This is a genomic window from Blautia sp. NSJ-175 (assembly GCF_022867815.1).
GTDB lineage: Bacteria > Bacillota > Clostridia > Lachnospirales > Lachnospiraceae > Blautia > Blautia celeris.
This window is the reverse complement of sequence record NZ_JALIFQ010000002.1, coordinates 125259-145906: the sequence shown is the minus strand read 5'-3', so window position 1 is coordinate 145906 and position 20648 is coordinate 125259. Positions and strand designations below refer to the sequence as shown.

Below are 20648 nucleotides of genomic sequence, written 5' to 3'. Positions count from 1 at the left end.
CGGACCTGAATCGGGAGGACAGAGATGGGATACATAGAAGACAGGAAGAGAGAGCTGGAAAAATATCTGCCGCCCCTGACCCGGAAACTGGATTTTGATCTGTTCTGGGAGCAGTCTCTGGAAGAGAGCCGGAGGCTGCCGCTTGGACTGGAAGTGAAAAGGCTGGAGGATTATCCGGCGGAAAAGGTCCATGTGTATGACATCAGTTATCAGGGGATGGAGAATACCAGGATTCACGGCTGGTATCTGGCTCCGCGGACGGCGGGCGGGGGAAGACTTCCCTGTGTGATCCAGTATCATGGATTTTCCGGCAGCAGAGGGATGCCCTCAGACCATCTTTTCTGGACAGCGCTGGGGATGGCGGTTCTGGCTGTGGACTGCCGAGGACAGGGCGGGATCACAGCAGACCATGCCTGTTATCAGGAAGCTTATTTTGACGGGCCTGCATGCAGAGGGATCTTAGATCCCCATGAGTATTATTACCGGCATGTTTATCTGGACAGCGTCCGTGCCGTGGACGCGGCCTGCGCCATGGAGGAGACGGACAGGGACAGGATTGTGCTCCACGGAATCAGCCAGGGCGGAGCCCTTGTCATGGCAGCCGCGGCATTGGACAGCCGGCCTGCCGCAGCACTGGCGGATGTACCGGGCAACAGTGATCTGGCAGTGAGGGTGGAGGGGGAGTACGGCAGCTTTGGTGCCGCTGCCGCGTACCTCCGCAGATTTCCTAAGCATACGGATACGGCTTTCGGCACATTGAGCTACTTTGACACAATGAATCTGGCGTCCCGCATTACCTGTCCTGTCCTGTGTTCTGTATCCTTAAAGGATAAGACCTGCCCCGCAGAATGCTTTTTTGCTACTTATAACAGGATTGAATCGGATAAACAGATAGAGATCTATCCGTTCTGCGGACATGAGAATGCTTACAGCATACAGATGGAGAAAAAGCTGGTGTTTCTGCGGCACTGTAATATCATAGGTAACTGTTAAGCACCCCTCAGTTCCGGGAGGTGTTTCGCCGAGCGAAACCCGAGTCAGCCGGCGCCGGACTGCTGCAGGGATACACGGTTAAGAAACATGGCATCCGGAAGGATGGAGACTAGACTGGAGGATAAACGAAATATGAGGAGACAGGAGATTACACAGGGGTGGACTCTCCAGGTTCAGGGAGAAAAGGAGAGGATTCCCGCCCAGGTGCCGGGGTCTGTTTACTATGACCTGCTTCGCACGGGCAGGATGGAAGATCCCTTCTGGAGGGACAACGAGGATGAAGCCCTGAAATGGATGGAGAAGGATTTTGTCTATGAAACCCGGTTCATACCGGAGAGCGGACTTTTTGATACAGATGAGATCAGACTTTGTTTTGACGGTCTGGACACCATTGCAGACATTTATCTGAATGGATGCCTGCTGGGCCGGGCTGACAATATGCACCGCGCATGGGCATACTCCGTGACCGGGATGCTGCTGCGGGGAGAAAACAGTCTGAGGATTTATTTTCACAGTCCTGTTAAATATATCCGGGAGCGCTATGCGGAGTGTGTGACTATGGGATCTGAACACTGTATGGACGGGTTTCCCCAGATCAGGAAAGCACACTGCATGTTTGGCTGGGACTGGGGCCCAAGGCTTCCGGATGCGGGAATATGGAAGAATGTTTTTCTGCAGGGAGTAGAGAAAGGAAGGCTGGAATCCGTATATGTGGCGCAGGAGCATGAGGAGCAGAAGGTCACACTTTATATCCGCACAGAGATCGCTTCCGCAGGAGAAACACAGGAGGACAGGGCAAAAGCACAGGGGCTTTCCTACAGGGTCACAGTCACAGACCCACAGGGAAATGTGAGGACAGAGGAGGATTCACCGGAGTGTCTGGTCATCACACAGCCGCTTCTGTGGTGGCCGAACGGATACGGGGAACAGAATCTGTATGGAATCTGTGTGCAGCTTATGGACGGCAGCCGTGAAGTTGACCGATGGGAGAAGCGGATAGGCCTTAGGACCATGACCGTGCACAGGGAGAAGGATGTATACGGCGAGAGCTTTGCCCATGAGGTAAACGGCGTGCAGATTTTTGCCATGGGCGCGGATTATATACCGGAAGACAACATTTTCGGCAGGATCACCGGGGAGAGGACCAGGAAACTGCTGGAACAGTGCCGGGCGGCTAATTTTAACTGTATCCGGGTATGGGGAGGCGGATTCTATCCCCATGACGATTTTTATGATGCCTGCGATGAGCTGGGACTGGTGGTCTGGCAGGATCTGATGTTTGCCTGCGCTGTCTATGAACTGACAGAGGATTTTGATAAAAATATCAGGGCGGAGATCAGGGACAATGTGCGCCGCCTCCGCCATCATGCCAGTCTTGGACTCTGGTGCGGGAATAATGAGATGGAAATGTTCGTGGATGAGGGCCAGTGGGTGAATACGCTGAAGCAGAAGGCGGATTATGTCAAGATGTACGAGTATATCATCCCGCAGGTGCTGAAGGAGGAAGACCCGCAGACCTTTTACTGGCCGGCAAGTCCGTCTTCGGGCGGAAGCTTCGACGCGCCCAATGACCCCGACCGGGGAGATGTGCATTACTGGGAGGTATGGCACGGAGATAAGCCATTTTCCGAATACCGTAAGTATTATTTCCGGTATGCCAGTGAGTTTGGATTCCAGTCTTTTCCGTGTCTGAAGACAGTGGAGGCGTTTACGCTGCCGGAGGACAGGAATATTTTTTCCTATGTGATGGATAAGCATCAGAGGAATGACGCGGCAAATGGGAAGATCATGAAGTATCTGTACCAGACCTTCCTGTATCCCACGGATTTTGATACGCTGCTGTATGCGTCCCAGCTCCTGCAGGGAGAAGCTATAAAATACGGAGTGGAGCATTTCCGAAGAAACAGGGGCAGGTGTATGGGAGCAGTGTACTGGCAGCTCAATGACTGCTGGCCGGTGGCTTCCTGGTCCTCCATTGACTATTACGGAAGGTGGAAGGCACTGCATTATTATGCCAAAAGGTTTTTTGCTCCAATCCTGCTGTCCTGCAGGGAGGAGGGGATGATGACGCAGAACACCAATGTGAATGCGCAGCCCTTTCAGATGGAGAAGAGTGTGACGTTCAATGTGTCTAATGAGACGCCGGAGGATAAAGTGGTCCGGGTCGTATGGGCTGTACGGGACCGGTTCGGCGGTATTCTGCAGAAGGAGGAGACAGAGCTTTCCGTGCCGGCACTCTCCAGTGTGTGGATGGAAAAAAGGGAGCTTCCGGACATGAAAATCCGGGAAGAGTACATCAGCTATGATCTTTTTGAGGATGACCGGTGGGTATCCGGTTCCACAGTGATACTCACACTGCCGAGATTTTTCCGATATGAAGATCCGCAGCTTACGGTGGAGTCCGGAGACGGTGAGGTCATCGTCAGGGCAAAGGCGTATGCGAAGAGTGTTGAGATTCGGAACAGGAATGAGGATCTGGTGTTGGAGGACAACTATTTTGATATGAATGCAGGGGAGAGAAGAGTGAAAGTGGTTTGCGGTGAGATGGAGGATCTGACGGTACGGAGTGTGTTTGATATTCGGTAGTGAAGGCAGCCGGCGCGATATAGAGCAGAATGTTCCATATCTGTGCATTGCGAAGCGTGTTGCTGGGCGCGCAGTGAAGGGTAACTGCTTTGGTATATTCAGAATAGAAAATGCAAATGGGTACTTGAGAAATTCAAGTACCCAGTGTATAATTGATTTAAAAGTAATCAATAGATAATCGTTATCCATTGATTGCGCTTCGGAAAACCATAGTAATTTATAGTTGCCAGCTATCCTCTACGGCCTATAGAGGATAGCTATTTTCTTTTCTGATGATTGTCTAATATATCATTTAATCTTAAAATCAATGATACCCTTACCTTTTATCGCTAAAAATCTAATAATATGGAGGCGAAACATGAAAAAACTGAAAGTACACCATGAGAAACAGTATCTTATGTGGGAGGACGGGACTCCTTTTTTCTACTTGGGAGATACAGCCTGGGAATTGTTTCACAGACTGAACAGAGAGGAAGCGGATGAGTATCTGAGCCTACGGGCAGCACAGGGATTTCATGTGATCCAGGCGGCAGCGCTGGCGGAGCTGGATGGAATCTATACAGGAAATGCGTATGGGGATAAGCCGCTGCCGCTTTGCAGCGGGAAGGTCTGCCTGCCGGGGACGCAGGGAGAGGTATTTCCGGAAATGGAGGACTGCGAAGCGTATTGGAGGCATGTGGACTGGATCGTACATAGAGCAGCAGAACTGGGGATGTTTATCGGGATGCTGCCCTGCTGGGGAGATAAGTGGAATAAGAAGTGGGGATGCGGGCCGGAAATCTTTAAAGATCCCGGAAGTGCTTATGACTATGGTGCCTGGATTGGGGAACGGTATAGCAGAGAATGGAATATCATATGGATCCTGGGCGGAGACAGACCGGTGGAAAACGAGGAGCAGGAGAGCGTGATTGACGCAATGGCAGCCGGAATCAGGAGCAGGGATACAGAACATCTGATGACCTTCCATCCCTGCGGAGCGTCCTGTTCCACCCATTTCTTGCGGGATAAGTCATATATTGATTTTAACTGCTGCCAGTCCGGGCATGGACTGGAGGGTTATGAGAGCTGGAAATTCATAAGGAAGATGCAGGAGGAGGAAGAGAAACCCTGTCTTGATCTGGAACCGAGATACGAGAGTCATCCGGCCTGTTTTCAGCCCGAGTATGGTGTGTTCTGGGGAGAGCGGGAAGTGAGGCAGAATGGGTATTGGAATCTGCTTCAGGGAGCCTGCGGCTGTGTTTACGGGAACCATGCAGTGTGGTGTTTTTGCAGGGAGAAGGACCAAGGTCATCTGAAGACCTGGCGTGAAGGGCTTTTGGAGAAAGGTGCGGGACAGATGCGGTATATGGAAAAACTTCGGCTTGACAGACCGTTTTTTGAACTGCGCCCGGCACCTGAACTTGTGGAGCAGGAGGAGTGGTGCGGACAGTATATCTCTGCCGCCAGAGGAGATACATATGCTTTTTTGTATACCCCCTATGGGCAGGAGATAAAAGCCCATCTGGAAAAAATGGGAGAGGGACCGGTGCTGTGCAGCTGGTTTGACCCTGAGGATGGAACAGTTAAGAAAAAGGAAATATGGCCGCCCTGTCCGGTGGTCTTAAGACCGCCGGATGGAGGGCGGGACTGGATTGCCGTGCTGGATCAGATGCGGGCAAAGATCTGATAGCCGTATTCATTCCAGGTCACATGGTCAGGAGATAACGGGCTACCGCAGGGCTGAGGTTCTATGGTGATAGTGATGTCCGATTTTCCGGCAAGATATCTGCGGGGAATGATGAACTCGTCTTCCAGCCATCTCTTATATGGATTATGATCCGGAAAATACCAGGGGTATTCTTCCACCGCTTCCTTATCTACAGAAACGAAAGCTTTTTGGCGTCCGTACTTTTGGTCGCTGACCCGGCGGAGGATAACTGCCTGGGCGTCCGGTGGAACAGGGACAGTGAAGGAGCGTTTTTTTCTGCTGTAATGCCCGTAAAAAGTAACAGGAATATGGTCATCGTCCCCCTCAAAAAAGGAAGTCAGCGAAACGGGCACAGGGCTGTCCTCGCAGATATAATGAAAAGCTTCCAAAGTGCCGGGGTCCTGAAATTGGATCTCCCCTATTTTCTTAAGCTTTATCTCGTCTCTGCCGTAATAAAATACCATGCCGGAGTGTTCCATATACAGGTCATTGCACCCGCCGGATTCGATTCCGAAACGAAAACAGGAAGAAAAAGGATACCAGTCCCCCGGAAGGGAGCGATGCATGGACCAGTCTTTGTGTTCATGCCCGTCATAGCCGCTGGCAGGATTACACTCTTTGGGAGTCTCGAATCCCCAGCCGTAGCAGGAATAGCTTTCAGAACCGTCACTCTCAATCTGCGGTGTGCGTAGTCCGTCAAAATGGATGCGGACATCACCTTCACAGTCAGCCCTGGATTCGGGGGTCTCGCCATATGCGGTGATGATGGAGGAGATGATATGACCGTTTCCGGATACCTGTGCGATCAGGCTGTCAGCACCTTCCGTATGTTTTCGGCTGTAATAGGGAGCCCCTCTGAAATATAGGAATCCGTTTTCCTGATAGTATGGATTCCATTCACGGGTCCAGAGAATCTCGGCAAAGGGGATTTGTACCGCCAGGTCCCCGGTATTTTTCAAGGCCAGATCAGCACTATGGGAAAAAGGCATGGGGTAAAAATTATAATAATACCCGTCTGTATTCATGCCTGACAGCAGATACTGTACACTGTGATACCCCAGTTCATTGGAGAAAAGGCAGCCGAATGAAGCATCGAAGTCAGGGGAGGAATGTCCGTCCCAGCGTGCGCTGAGAGACAGAGTGTGTAGCTGGGAGGCGGTATACTCCCCTGTGAGAATGCGGATACCGGCTATACAGCCGCTTTCCTCACAGGTAAAAAGCGGGAACTCTTCCCCAGGCTTCAGAACCAGGTTTGTCAGTTGGCGGCGCAGGGGGGACTGCAGGCTGTGTATACAGCTTCCGGTCTGTTTCCAGAGAGCGGTCAGCCTCTGCTGTGCCGGGTCTTCTGCAGGGCTGAAAGTTTCCACGCCGTCTCCGTTTTCATAAGAGTGATAGACAACATGGCCCCAGCCGCCCTGGTTTTTACTGCGGTCACAGCCTTCCAGCCGGATACTGCTGGTGATTTTACAGCTTTTTTTATAGGGCATGGGCACAAAGCTGCGCACCACGCGGATAGGACCTCTGCCGTTGTCATAGGGCCCGATATAGCGGGAGGCAAGAGGTTCTGTAAACGGGTATTTTTCACCGAATTCCGAGTGCCGGATGGTAAAGCGGGGGGTCTCTTCCCCGTCAAAGTAAAAACGGAAAACCGGCTCCTCACAGGACGGATAGCGGTGCTGGACAAAATTATAGATACATCCGGGGCCAAGGTGTTCAAAAAGAACCCATTCACCGTCTGCATCCCGGTAGAGCGCCCAGTCCCAGTCAGCATTTCCGCCTTTTTTATCAATACTTCCCTCATAGTGGGCTCTGCAGCCTGTCTTGGGGACCGGGAGGGACTTTAAGTCTGCCATGGTTTCGTAAATATTCATATGGATATCTCCTGTCTTTTAGTGTTTTAGGATATTATAAAAAAAGGGGGGATTATCTCAATGGATAATATTAAGATTTTTCGGAAAAAAGAAAGAAATGCACTGTGAAACAAACGGAGCGGCAAGGGTGGATGGAAGAGGTTAATATCAGGAATATTTATGTCAATATAAGCTCTTGTTCCCCAGAGAATGGGGAGATAAGATAGAAAAAAGATTACGAGGAATCCCGCCCATAGAGGCGCGAGAAAAAACAGGAGGATTTTTAATTATGAAGAAATGGGCGCGTGCGCTGTATCAGCCATGCCTGCCTTTAGGCAGGAACGGACAGAGAGTGACAGGATGTGAAGAACACATTCTTTTATCCAGAAAAGCAGCAGCCGAGGGAATGGTGCTGTTAAAAAATGAAAAGAGTATCCTGCCCTTTGAGAAGGGGACCAGACTGGCATTATTCGGAAAAGGCAGTGTGGATTATGTAAAAGGAGGCGGAGGCAGCGGTGATGTGACTACCGCTTATGTGCGCAGTCTCCAGGATGGTCTTGAGATAAAGGAAGAAGAGGGAAAGGTACAGGTACTGGCGTCTCTCGGCAAATTCTACAGGGAAAATGTAAGTGCACAGTATGCCGGCGGGATTCAGCCGGGTATGACTGCAGAGCCGGAGATTCCCTGTGATCTGCTTGAGAAAGCCAAAGCATGGGCGGATGCGGCTGTAATATCCATCTGCCGGTTTTCCGGCGAAGGCTGGGACCGGAAAGGGATTCCGGGAGATGGAGATTTTTATCTTACCCGGGAAGAGCAGAACATGGTGGATACAGTGACTGCCAATTTTGAAAAGGTTGTTGTTGTGCTGAACGTGGGCGGTATGGTGGATACCTCCTGGTTTTGTGATTCTGAAAAGATACAGGGAGTTCTCCTTGCATGGCAGGGAGGCATGGAGGGCGGACTGGCAGCGGCGGATCTGCTGTGCGGGGACGTAAACCCATCCGGAAAGCTGACAGATACCTTTGCCCGTACATTTGATGACTACCCATCTTCTGCAGGTTTCAACGAATCCGAGGATTATGTGGATTACACAGAGGACATCTATGTGGGATACCGGTATTTTGAAACGATTCCGGGCGCTGCCGAGAAGGTAAATTATCCCTTTGGATTCGGACTCTCCTACACGGAGTTTGCCATTGAGCCGCTTCGGGCAGGGGAAGAAGATGGGACCATTTGTGTGGATGTGAGAGTCACCAATATGGGAAGCAGAGCCGGAAAAGAAGTCGTACAGCTTTATTACCGGGCACCTCAGGGTGTTCTGGGAAAACCGCTTGAAGTGCTGGGGGCATTTGCCAAGACAGAGCTTTTGGGAGCCGGGCAGTCCCAGGTGCTCAGACTGAAAATGCCGGTCAAGGCCATGGCTTCGTATGATGATCTGGGAAAGATCCAGGCATCTGCTTATGTGCTGGAGGCCGGAAATTACAGCTTCAGAATCGGAAACTCTGTGAGAAATACAGTAAAACTGGACTATGAATACCAGGCAGCGCAGACGGTTGTGACAGAGCAGCTCGAAAGAAAATGCGCGCCGGCTGCCCTTAAATCACGCCTGTTGGCAGACGGGTCCTACGAGGAACTACCGCAGGGCGGAGACGTATATGAGAAGAACCGTCTGATTCCTCAGGATATTGATACGCTGGAAGGGGTGGAACCCGATGTACAGGGAATCACGTATCAGGAGAAAAAAGAATGGCGAAATGCGGACAGGATTACCCTTGAAGATGTAGCGGAAGGGAAGGCCGATTTACGCCGGCTTCTGGCACAGCTCAGCGACAGGGAATTAGCCGGGCTGCTGGGCGGTCAGGTAAATACAGGTACTGCCAATACATATGGAATGGGCAATCTTCCGGCATATGGAATTCCCAATATTATGACTGCGGACGGCCCGGCAGGACTGAGAATCAGGGAGGAGTGCGGTGTCTATACGACGGCATGGCCCTGCGCCACACTGCTGGCCTGTACCTGGAATCCGGAGATAGTATTTGAGGCAGGGGCAGCAGGAGCGGCTGAAGTGAAGGAAAATAATATCGGTGTCTGGCTTACCCCGGCTATGAATATACACAGAAGTCCCCTGTGCGGAAGAAACTTTGAATATTATTCCGAGGACCCGCTGGTATCAGGAAAAATGGGAGCAGCTATGATCAGGGGCATCCAGTCTCAGCATATCGGGGCGTCCATGAAACATTTCTGCTGCAACAATAAGGAGACTAACAGGAAGGACAGCGATTCCAGGGTGTCGGAGAGGGCGCTCAGGGAAATCTATCTGAAAGGATTCGAGATCGCGGTAAAGGAAGCCCAGCCCTGGACAGTGATGACATCCTATAATCTGATGAATGGATATCCCACTTCCTGTAACCCGGAACTGCTTAACGGAATCCTCAGAGAAGAGTGGGGCTTCGAGGGAATGGTGACTACGGACTGGTGGAATCACGCGGAGCATTATCTGGAAGTAAAGGCCGGGGGAGATATCAAGATGGGATGTGGTTATCCTGACAGGATTCTGGAGGCTAAGGAGAAGGGATTCGTGAGCAGGGAAGAGATGGAGAAGTGCGCGGAGAGGATATTGGGGATGATATTGAAAGTGGATTAAATATTCTGGACGGGACTGTGTACTTGCTGATTTGGAATTTTGATGCCATCGGCCTGAATATACCCTGCGGGACAGGAACGTGTAAATGGTAATCACAGGCGGCTTTTAGCAGCGGTTTTGTTTTTAATATCGTTGACATGGATGCGGTTTTGTGATAAGATTCGGAATCAAGAGAAAGGCGTTGAGAAGAGATAGTAAGCGTGTCTGGACGTTGCAGAGAGAAGCCGGGTGGTGCGAGGCTTTATGGAGGGGCGCTGAACCGGTCTTTGAGCTGCAGGCTGAAAGGTGACGAGTAGGTTATGACGGGTATCCTCCGTTATGGGGATGGAGTATCGGATGGCTGATGATCTTTGGATGGATGGCGTCCTGTACTTGGAGAGAGCAGAATGGAAATTCTGAATTCAGGTGGTAACACGGATATTTGAGTATTCGCCCTGAACTGGCTTAGCTGGTTCAGGGTTTTTGTTTTTTCTGCCGCTCGCTGTCCCATCGGTTCCGGGCAACGTGGTGTGTTGCGTTTGTATGCAGCCGAATTCTACACCGAGGGTATTTCGTCCGCCTGAGACGAACAATGGGTTGTACGGCTCAGACGGACGAAATACCCTCGGTGTAGCTTCGGAATGCATACGGCACTGCAACACACCACGTTGCCCGGAACCGATGGGACAGCGGCGGCAGAAAAAAGCACTTCGTGCAGGGTGAGGGCGGGAGGTTGTTTTATGTGAGCAAGCGATAATTCCATTGTTAGATGCAATTCAGGATGGATTTTGCCTTTAGATGTGAGGGGTGCTGAATAGTTGGTAGATTTAGATATATGAAATAAAAAAATGTGAATGGAGGAAGAGTGTTATGAAGATGGAGAAAGTTGTGGGGGAAAGGTTTCGGGAGAGGCCGGCGGATTGTGTGATCGACAGCCATGCTTTGATGGTGAGAGGCGGGTATATGAAGTATGTGGGGAATGGGATTTATTCGCAGTTTGGGCCGTTGAGGAGGATTTGCAGGAAGATTGAGGGGATTATTCGGGAGGAAATGGATGGGATTGATGGGCAGGAGGTGCAGTTTCCTGTTGTTATGCCAGCCTCGCTTTGGGAGGAGTCGGGGAGATATGAGAGTGTGGGGAGTGAGCTGCTGCGGTTTTCGGATAGAAATGGGAGTAAGATGGTACTGGGGATGACACATGAGGAGGCTTCGGTGCAGTTGGTGCGGGAGTATGGAAAGAGTTATGCTAAGTATCCTTTTATGATTTATCAGATCCAGACAAAGTTCAGGGATGAGGCAAGGCCGAGGGCAGGGCTGATCCGGGTGAGAGAGTTTACAATGAAGGATGCTTACTCATTCCATACTTCTCAGGAGGACCTGGAGGAATATTATCAGAAGTGTTATCATGCTTATGAGAGGATTTTTGCAAGGGCCGGGATTCCGGAGACGATTGCCGTGGCTTCGGATTCGGGGATGATGGGCGGCAGTCTGTCTCATGAATTTATGCTGCTGACTCCTGTGGGGGAGGACTCTGTTGCGGTCTGCCCGGAATGCGGGTTCAGGGTTAATGTGGAGATGGCTGAGAGTATTGTTGAGAATCCGCAGGATGATGTGCAGGAGGAACTGAAACTGGTGTACACACCGGATATTCATACGATTGAGGATGTGTGCGGATTTTTGGGGATGCCTGAGGAGAAATCCTGTAAGGCTGTGGTGTATCAGAAGAATTCGGATGACAAGTTTGTGGTGCTGTTTATCCGCGGGGATCTGGATGTGAATGAGACAAAGGTTACCAATTTCCTGAAAAGTGAGATTCGTCCGGCGGAAATAACGAAGGAATCCGGACTGCATCCCGGATTTATCGGGCCTTATGATCTGCAGGGGGATTTTACGGTGCTCTATGACAGGTCTTTGCAGGGGGGAATGAATCTCTCCTGCGGCGGTAATGTGGAGGAACATCATTATACAGGACTTTGTATGGAAAGGGACTGCCCGCAGGCGGAGTATCATGATTTTGCCAAGATTTCAGAGGGCGGCGTGTGTCCCGGATGCGGTAAGCATACGATTCAGGTATGCAGAGGTATTGAGGTGGGAAATATTTTTCAGCTCGGTACAAAGTATACGGAGAGTATGGGGATGCAGTATCTGGATAAAGATGGGAAGGAAAAGTATCCTTTGATGGGGTGTTATGGGATAGGGATCGGAAGGCTGGCAGCCTCCGTGTGTGAAGCACATCATGATGAGTACGGGCCAATCTGGCCTATGGCCATTGCTCCCTGGCAGGTGCATCTGTGCTGTGTAAGGCCGGATAATGAGGAAGTGAAAGCATTTGCGGATAAGCTGTATGAAGACCTTCAGAGGCAGGGCGTGGAGGTGCTCTATGATGACAGGAAAGTGAGCGCCGGGGTTATGTTCTCAGATGCGGATCTTATGGGTGTGCCTGTGCGTGTGATCGTCAGCCCGAGAAATATGAAAGAAGGGTGCTGCGAGATCGTGACAAGGGATAAAAATGTTCAGAAGAAAGCGGCGCTTCAGGATGTTAAAAAGGAGATTGCAGTGCTGATTGAGGAATTGTCTGGGAGAGGATGAGAAAATGGAACAGCAGAAGTGGCTGGATGAGGCTTTATATGAATATGGAAGAAAGGATTACTATCCATTTCACATGCCGGGGCATAAACGGGAATTTTGTCCGGGGACGCTGAAAAACCCTTATTTGGTTGACATAACTGAGATAGACGGGTTTGACAATCTGCATCACGCCGAAGGGATTCTGCTGGAGGCTCAGCAGCGGGCTGCCTCTCTTTACGGGGCGCGTGAGACATGGTATCTGGTAAATGGCAGCACGTCGGGAATTTTGGCCGCTGTGTCCGCATGTACGTCCAGAGGCGGTGAGATACTGATGGCAAGAAACTGTCACAAGGCAGTTTATCACGCGGCTTATCTGAGAGGACTGACAACACATTATCTCTTTCCGGAGGCCGAAAAAAGTGTGGGATTGAACGGTGGAATTTCGCCTGAGGCTGTCAGGGAGATGCTGGAGAGGTATCCCGGCACAGAGGCAGTGCTTATCACGTCTCCTACTTATGACGGAGTGGTGTCTGATGTGAAGAGGATTGCGAAGATTGCTCATGCATTTCATGTGCCTTTGATCGTGGACGAGGCACATGGGGCGCATTTTCCGTTTTCGGAATATTTTCCGGAATCCGCGCTTGCATGTGGGGCGGATGTGGTGATTCATAGTTTACATAAAACTCTGCCATCGCTGACGCAGACCGCGCTTCTGCACAGGAACAGTGAGAGAGTGAGTGAGGAAAAGCTCAGGCGTTTTCTGGGGATTTATCAGAGCAGCAGTCCGTCTTATCTGTTTATGGCCGGGATGGATGCGTGCGTAAGGCTGATCCGGGAAAAGGGGAAGGAGCTGTTTGCGGGCTATACAGAGAGGCTTAAAACCTGCAGGGGGAGACTGGCGGCCCTTAAGAATCTGCATCTGGTGAGTAAGGATGATATTTTGGGACGGGGTTTAGTGTATGACCTGGATGAATCAAAGATTCTGATCTCTACGGCAGATGCGGAAATAGATGGGGCAAAGCTCCATGAAATTTTGCTGGAACGGTATCATCTGCAGATGGAGATGGCGGCAAGCCAGTATGTGATCGCGCTCACTGGCGTAATGGATACAGAGGACGGGTTTGACAGGCTGGAGCAGGCGCTTCTGGATATTGATCGTGAAACGGAGAGAACAGAAGCAGTGAAGGATGGGATTTGTACCTATATCGTCGGTGAAGTCTGCAAATCTATAGCGGAGGCTGTGGAAGGGGACCAGGAGGAAATTAACCTGTCGGACAGTGAGGGAAGGATTTCTTCGGAATATGCGTATCTGTATCCGCCCGGAATCCCGTTTCTGGTTCCGGGAGAGAGAATCAGCAAAGATGTATTGCGGCAGATTTGTATTTGGAAGGAACAGGGTATGGACATTCAGGGCTTAAATGACTATACTCTAAAGAAGATTCACGTGTTAAAAGATGTTTGAAAGTAACGATTCGGCAGGTCTGCGCATTTACTGCGCTGCCCTTAAGAAAACACTTTGCAGCGAAGCAAAAATTCTATTGCCAAAGGTGAATTTGCATGGATTTTTGCCTGTAACGGTGAAGATATTGAACAGTTACGTTTGAAAATCCATTTCTGCAGTCCGTGTACCAGCCGGGGAAGGTGTCCCATAGTTGGAGGAATGATAAGATGAAGACATACTCTTTGAAATTGCCGGGCGGGGATGGAAATAAGAGACAGAGGAACAAAAGAATGGGCAGAATTTTTTATATTATGGGTAAAAGCTCTTCCGGTAAAGATACCATTTACAGCAGACTTCTCCGTGACAAGGAGTTTGGTTTAAAGAATGTTTTGTTATATACAACACGTCCGGTCCGACAGGGGGAGGCTGATGGGAGAGAGTACCACTTTGTGGATGAGGAGCGTTTCAGACAGTTTATGGATGAGGGAAAGGTGATCGAGTACAGAACTTATGAGACTGTGCACGGCCCCTGGACTTATTTTACGGCGGATGACGGGCAGGTGGATTTGAAGGCGCGCAGTTATCTGGCAATCGGGACGCTGGAGTCCTATGAGAATATGAAGAGATATTTTGGGGAGGAAAATGTCTGCCCCATTTATGTGGAAGTGGAGGATGGGGAGCGCCTAAAACGGGCCCTCGCCAGGGAAGAATTGCAGGAGAAGCCCCGTTATGCGGAAATGTGCCGGCGTTTTTTGGCTGATACAGAAGATTTCTCGGAGGAGAACCTGGAAAGAGCGGGAATCAAAAGGCGTTTTCAGAACGTGGAGCTGGAAAGCTGTATGGAAGAAATTCGGGAGTATATCCGCAGCCGGAGCGTCTGATATCCATTCCGGGCACGGACAGCGGCTGTTTGTACATTATCTGGAAGGTCCCGGAGTTTTTGATGCTTTGCGGGGCAAGGAAGCCTGGGACCTGTATCAGGTTATCTGTAAAGCAGGGAGAAACCGCGGTGGTGTCTCCAAAATTACCGGCGAAAACCCAAGACAACATTCAAATTATCTGCAAAGTAGGCAGAAACAGTAGCCGGGCGGCTCAGAATTACCGACGAAAGCCTAAGATGACATTCAAATTATTTGTAAAGCCAGCAGAAACCACGGCCAGGCCGCCAAAAATTACCAACGAAAACCCAAGACAGCATTCAAATTATCTGTAAAGCAAGCAGAAACAGTGGCTGGGCGGCTCAGAATTACCGACGAAAGCCTAAGATGGCATTCAAATTATTTGTAAAGTAAGTAGAAACCATGGTTGGGCCGCCAAAAATTACCAACGAAAACCCAAGACAACATTCAAATTATCTGTAAAGCAAGCAGAAACCACGGCCGGGCCACCCAAAATTACCAACGAAAACCCAAGACAACATTCAAATTATCTGTAAAGCAAGCAGAAACCACAGCCGGGCCGCCCAAAATTACCAACGAAAACCCAAGACAACATTCAAATTATCTGTAAAGCAAGCAGAAACCACGGCCGGGCCACCCAAAATTACCAACGAAAACCCAAGACAGCATTCAAATTATCTGTAAAGCAAGCAGAAACAGTGGCCGGGCGGCTCAGAATTACCGACGAAAGCCTAAGATGACTTCAAATTATTTGTAAAGTAAGTAGAAACCATGGTTGGGCCGCCCAAAATTACCAACGAAAACCCAAGACAACATTCAAATTATCTGTAAAGCAAGCAGAAACCACAGCTGGGCCGCCCAAAATTACCAACGAAAACTCAAGACAACATTCAAATTATCTGTAAAGCATGCAGAAACAGTAGCCGGGCGGCTCAGAATTACCGACGAAAGCCTAAGATGACATTCAAATTATCTGTAAAGTAAGCAGAAACAGTGGCCGGGCCGCTCCGAATTACCGACGAAAGTCCAAACAGTTCACACAACCACAGTATTCGGGAGGGGACACCAACCGGGGATGAAATAATAGAAAAGTAAGAACACCAGACGTTGCAGGACCCGGAAAACCTGTGCTATAATGATAGAAACGAGCCGGTGCAGGCCAGCTCTGAATATAAATGCCCTTATTGCAGGGCGGAAGGATAGAGGTGATTGCAATGCAGGAAGTTGAAAAGGTATTAGGACATGAGGAGGTTATCCGCCATTTACAAAATGCGGTTGCCATGGATCAGGTTTCTCATTCCTACATTTTTGCAGGAGAGAAAGGGAGCGGAAAAAAACTTCTGGCGAAGCTGTTTGCCATGACATTGCAATGCGAGAAGCACGGAAAAGAGCCGTGTCTGCAGTGCGGCTCATGTAAAAAGGCCATGAACAGGAATCATCCGGACATTATCTATGTCAGCCATCTGAAACCAAATTCCATTGGTATTGAGGATATCAGGGAACAGCTCATTGCGGATGTGGAAATCAAACCCTATACAGGGCCTTATAAAATATATATTGTGGACGAAGCAGAGAAGATGACAGTCCAGGCACAGAACGCTCTTTTGAAAACCATTGAGGAGCCGCCGGCCTATGCGGTGATTCTGCTTTTGGCGAACAACAATACCAGTCTTCTTCCAACCATCACGTCCAGGTGTGTGACCCTGAATTTCAAACCGGTCAGGGATGATCTGATCAAGAGTTATCTCATGGAGGAGCTGCACGTACCGGACTACCAGGCAGAGGTCAGCGTGGCGTTTGCCCAGGGAAATGTAGGGAAGGCTAAGCAGATCGCAACGGCCGAGGATTTTGCCGACATGATGGATGCTGCCCTGAAGATTCTGAAGAAGGGGGACGGCATGGAGGTCTACGAGATGGTGGATGCCATCAAGACACTCTCAGAGGAGAAGCATACGGTATATGAATATCTGGACCTGTTTTTAGTGTGGTTCAGGGATGTGCTGATGTTCAAAGCTACAAAAGAAGTGGACGGACTGGTGTTCCGTCAGGAATATAATGCAATCAAGGATCGTGCAGACAAGAGCTCTTACGAGGGACTGGAGAAAATCATCCAGGCGATCGAAACAGCTAAGACACGTCTGCAGGCAAACGTTAATTTTGACTTAACCATGGAACTTCTGTTCCTTACAATCAGGGAGAACTAAAATGACAAGAGTGATTGGAGTCAGATTCCGGAATGTGGGAAAAATCTATTATTTTTCTCCAAAGAATCTGGAGATAAAATCCGGCGACCATGTAATTGTGGAGACCGCAAGAGGTGTAGAATACGGAAACGTGGTTCTGCCCCCCAGGGATGTAGAGGATGAGAAGGTGGTTCAGCCTTTGAAAGAGGTCATCAGAATCGCCAATGCACAGGATGACAAGAAAGAGGAGAGCAACAGAAAGCGGGAAAAAGAAGCATACCAGATCTGTTTGAAGAAGATCAAAGAGCACGGGCTTGAGATGAAGCTGATCGATGTGGAATATACATTTGACAATAATAAAGTACTCTTTTACTTTACCGCGGACGGACGGATTGATTTCCGTGAGCTGGTGAAGGATCTGGCAGCTATCTTTAAGACACGCATTGAACTGCGCCAGATTGGTGTCAGGGATGAGACAAAGATTCTGGGAGGCATCGGAATCTGCGGGCGTGCCCTGTGCTGTCATACTTATCTGTCTGAATTTGCACCTGTTTCCATCAAAATGGCCAAGGAGCAGAATCTCTCTCTGAATCCCACCAAGATTTCAGGAGTCTGCGGAAGGCTTATGTGCTGTCTGAAAAATGAGGAAGAGACATACGAGGAGCTGAACCGGAAACTGCCGGTTGTAGGAGACAGAGTGAACACACCGGAGGGTCTCAGAGGCGAAGTACAGAGTGTAAATGTGCTGCGCCAGCTTGTCAAAGTCATTGTAGATGTGGATGACGAGAAGGAAATTAGGGAATACGCTGTGGAGGATCTAAAATTCAAACCGCGGCAGAAAAAAGAAAAGATAAAACTGTCTGATGAAGAATTAAAAGCATTAAAGGAACTGGAGAAATGAAATCTCTGATTATGGAAAATGAACGTCTGGATGACCTTCAGAACGGCTACATGCTGATTCAGAATCCAAAACAGTTTTGTTTCGGAATAGACGCAGTGCTTCTCGCCTGGTTTGCCAGGGTAAAACCGGGTGAGAATGCATTGGATATGGGGACGGGGACTGGCATCGTCCCTATTTTGCTGAAAGCCAGGTACCCGCAGGGGCATTTTACGGGACTGGAGATCCAGGAGGAGAGCGCGGCGCTGGCCAGACGGAGCGTGGCTTACAACGGACTGGATGCAGATATTTCCATTGAAACGGGTGACATCAGGGAGGCGGCGAAGACTTTCGGAGCATCCTCTTTTGACGTGGTCACTACCAACCCGCCTTATATGATCGGAAGTCATGGTCTCGTAGGGGAAAACATGGCAAAGACCATTGCCCGCCACGAAACCCTCTGTACACTGGAGGATGTGATCTCCCAGGCAGCCTCTGTTCTGGTGCCGAAAGGGAGATTCTACATGGTACACAGGCCATTTCGTCTGGCAGAAATTATGTCAACCATGGTAAAATACAGGATTGAACCCAAAAGGATGCGCCTTGTCTATCCCTATGTGGACAAGGAACCCAATCTTGTGCTCATAGAGGGTATGAGAGGCGGAAATTCCAGGATTACTGTGGAAAAGCCGCTGATCGTCTATGACAGACCGGGAGTCTATACGGATGAGATACTGGAGATCTATGGACGGAAGCGGCAGGAAACGGCTGCGGGAGAAGAGGAAACATGAGCGGAAAATTGTATTTGTGCGCCACACCTATCGGCAATCTCGAGGATATGACCTACCGGGTGGTGCGTATTTTAAAAGAGGCGGATCTGATCGCGGCAGAGGATACCAGAAACAGTATCAAGCTGCTGAACCATTTTGACATTAAGACGCCCATGACCAGTTATCATGAATATAATAAGATAGATAAGGGAAGATATCTGGTGGAACAGATGCAGGCAGGGAAAAATATTGCACTGGTCACAGATGCGGGAACACCCGGGATCTCAGACCCCGGCGAGGAGCTGGTAGCCATGTGCTGGGATGCGGGGATTACGGTGACCGCCCTTCCGGGAGCGGCTGCGTGCATCACAGCACTGACCCTGTCGGGACTTCCCACAAGGCGGTTTGCCTTTGAAGCTTTTCTTCCCTCAGACAAAAAGGAGAAGAGAAAGGTTCTGGAGGAGCTGAAAAATGAGACCAGGACCATTGTATTATACGAGGCGCCTCACCGGCTTGTAAGGACACTCCAGGAGCTGTTGGAAGCTCTTGGCGAGCGCAGAATCTCCGTGTGCAGGGAGCTGACGAAAAAGCATGAGACCATATTCAGGACTACATTATCGGAGGCGGTCACCTATTATGAGACCAATGCCCCCAAAGGAGAATGTGTGCTGGTTTTGGAAGGAAGAAGCCGGAGTGAGATGGAAGCTGAGGAACAGCAGCGCTGGAGTGAGATGCCGTTAAAGGAACATATGGAGTATTATGTAAACCAGGGAGCCGACAGGAAAGAGGCGATGAAGAGAGTCGCAAAGGACAGAGGAGTCAGCAAACGTGACATTTACCAGGCTCTTTTGGAAGAGGAGTAGAGGTACCGGGCAGTGCAATACTGTCCGAAAGAGAAGGGGATCATAAATGGCGTACCATTACAGAAAAAAAGAACAGGAACGAAGAAAGAGGGAAAGGGAGCGGAAAGTAAGGCGGATCAAGCTTATTTTCGGAATGGATCTGGCTCTGGTCCTGGTGCTTCTTGTCATTCTGGCTGTGAGCAGAGGCATGTCTGCCGGTTCCGGAGAAAAGGAGACAAACGCAAAGGCCGAGACAGCCAGGTCAGAGGCTGGTCAGGATAAGGAGACAGTCCAGGACAAAACGGCAGCCCAGGACAAAGCGGAGAAAAAAGACAGTACCGGGGATGCGGATAAGAAGTCGGGTGCAGGCGGGGAAGAGAAAAAGGCAGAGGAACCCGTAACGATCACAGTCAGCGCAGCGGGAGACTGCACACTGGGAACCGATGAGTTCTTTGACTGGAGTGACAGCCTTCCGGCTAAATATGAGGGAGTGGGAGATCCGGCTTATTTCTTTCAGAATGTTCAGCCGATTTTTTCGCAGGATGATCTGACCATTGTGAATTTTGAGGGAACTCTCACAACCAGTGAGGAACGCGAGGACAAACAGTTTGCATTTAAAGCGGATCCCGCCTATGCAGAGATACTCACTGCGGGAAGTGTGGAAGCGGCAAATATGGCAAACAACCACAGTAAGGATTATGGTGAGCAGAGTTATACAGATACCATCAAGGCCCTGGAGGATGAGGGAATCACCACATTTGGATATGACAGGACTGCTGTGATGGAGATAAAGGGCGTAAAGGTGGGGCTGCTGGGCACCTATGTCCTGAGGGAAGGCCTTGGAATCAAGGATTCCATGATCGCCAACCTGGAATCCCTGAAAGAACAGGGAGCGCAGATCATTATCGCCAGCTTTCACTGGGGTTCAGAGAAGGCATATGAACCGGACTCCACACAGATTGAGCTGGCACACGCAGCCATAGACAACGGGGCGGATCTGGTCCTGGGACATCATCCCCATGTGCTGGAGGGGATAGAAGAATATCAGGGGAAGAATATTGTGTACAGTCTGGGCAATTTCTGCTTTGGCGGTAATGCCTATCCGTCTGACATGAACACCATGATCTTCCAGCAGACATTTACCATAAAGGATGGAGCGCTGCAGCAGGACAATGTGAAGAATATCATTCCGTGCAGGATTTCCTCTGAGGATGGATATAATAACTATCAGCCGACGCCTGCCAAGGGAGAGCAGGGGGATGATATATTGAAGAAGATTAAAGAGTATAGTTCCTGGGTGCAGGGATAAAGGGAAACGGCAGCAGA

General features: G+C 49.9%; 13 protein-coding genes and 1 other annotated feature. Of the genes, 12 read left to right on the top strand and 1 reads right to left on the bottom strand.

Features of this window, described 5'->3' with window-relative positions; all coding sequences use genetic code 11:
• Positions 1-24: 24 nt before the first annotated feature.
• From MUB35_RS04265 to MUB35_RS04255, 3 genes are all read left to right on the top strand, one after another.
• A complete protein-coding gene (locus tag MUB35_RS04265) occupies positions 25-993 on the top strand; it encodes an acetylxylan esterase (RefSeq protein ID WP_103730942.1) in 969 nt (322 codons plus the stop codon).
• A gap of 132 nt (positions 994-1125) precedes the next feature.
• The gene (locus MUB35_RS04260; RefSeq protein ID WP_103730943.1) at positions 1126-3579 is read left to right on the top strand and encodes a beta-mannosidase; all 2454 of its coding nucleotides are present in this window, start codon (positions 1126-1128) and stop codon (positions 3577-3579) included.
• 358 nt (positions 3580-3937) lie between these two features.
• Positions 3938-5245 (top strand): apiosidase-like domain-containing protein, encoded by a 1308-nt coding sequence (locus tag MUB35_RS04255; RefSeq protein ID WP_158587243.1) that lies wholly within the window; start codon positions 3938-3940, stop codon positions 5243-5245.
• Here the strand turns inward: MUB35_RS04255 and MUB35_RS04250 are convergent.
• On the bottom strand, positions 5224-7137 hold the full coding sequence (locus MUB35_RS04250) for a DUF2961 domain-containing protein (RefSeq protein WP_103730945.1): 1914 nt from the start codon (positions 7135-7137) through the stop codon (positions 5224-5226). The two genes, MUB35_RS04255 and MUB35_RS04250, sit on opposite strands and share 22 nt — an antisense overlap.
• A gap of 268 nt (positions 7138-7405) precedes the next feature.
• Between MUB35_RS04250 and MUB35_RS04245 the strand changes: the two genes are divergently transcribed.
• The 9 genes from MUB35_RS04245 to MUB35_RS04205 all read left to right on the top strand — a co-directional run bounded on the left by MUB35_RS04245 (position 7406) and on the right by MUB35_RS04205 (position 20631).
• Positions 7406-9763, top strand: a complete 2358-nt coding sequence (locus MUB35_RS04245; RefSeq protein ID WP_103730946.1) for a glycoside hydrolase family 3 protein — start codon at positions 7406-7408, stop codon at positions 9761-9763.
• Positions 9764-9935: 172 nt separating this feature from the next.
• Positions 9936-10203 (top strand) — a binding site (T-box leader).
• Between the two features lie 409 nt (positions 10204-10612).
• Positions 10613-12331: a proline--tRNA ligase gene (locus MUB35_RS04240; RefSeq protein WP_054352997.1), complete on the top strand. Its 1719-nt coding sequence runs from the start codon at positions 10613-10615 to the stop codon at positions 12329-12331.
• Between the two features lie 4 nt (positions 12332-12335).
• On the top strand, positions 12336-13772 hold the full coding sequence (locus MUB35_RS04235; RefSeq protein ID WP_103732988.1) for an aminotransferase class I/II-fold pyridoxal phosphate-dependent enzyme: 1437 nt from the start codon (positions 12336-12338) through the stop codon (positions 13770-13772).
• 269 nt (positions 13773-14041) lie between these two features.
• Positions 14042-14632 carry a guanylate kinase gene (locus tag MUB35_RS04230; protein WP_103732987.1) on the top strand — a complete coding sequence of 197 codons (591 nt, stop codon included), beginning with the start codon at positions 14042-14044 and terminating at the stop codon, positions 14630-14632.
• 1232 nt (positions 14633-15864) lie between these two features.
• Positions 15865-16854, top strand: a complete 990-nt coding sequence (gene holB, locus MUB35_RS04225) for a DNA polymerase III subunit delta' (protein WP_018595388.1) — start codon at positions 15865-15867, stop codon at positions 16852-16854.
• A gap of 1 nt (position 16855) precedes the next feature.
• Complete coding sequence (locus MUB35_RS04220) at positions 16856-17734, top strand: PSP1 domain-containing protein (RefSeq protein WP_033144218.1); 879 nt, start codon at positions 16856-16858, stop codon at positions 17732-17734.
• The gene (locus MUB35_RS04215) at positions 17731-18501 is read left to right on the top strand and encodes a tRNA1(Val) (adenine(37)-N6)-methyltransferase (protein WP_054350344.1); all 771 of its coding nucleotides are present in this window, start codon (positions 17731-17733) and stop codon (positions 18499-18501) included. The genes MUB35_RS04220 and MUB35_RS04215 overlap by 4 nt, the downstream gene beginning before the upstream one ends.
• Complete coding sequence (gene rsmI / locus MUB35_RS04210) at positions 18498-19343, top strand: 16S rRNA (cytidine(1402)-2'-O)-methyltransferase (protein ID WP_033144220.1); 846 nt, start codon at positions 18498-18500, stop codon at positions 19341-19343. Before MUB35_RS04215 ends, rsmI begins: the two co-directional genes overlap by 4 nt.
• Before the next feature lie 46 nt (positions 19344-19389).
• The gene (locus MUB35_RS04205) at positions 19390-20631 is read left to right on the top strand and encodes a CapA family protein (RefSeq protein ID WP_054350345.1); all 1242 of its coding nucleotides are present in this window, start codon (positions 19390-19392) and stop codon (positions 20629-20631) included.
• Positions 20632-20648: the final 17 nt, after the last annotated feature.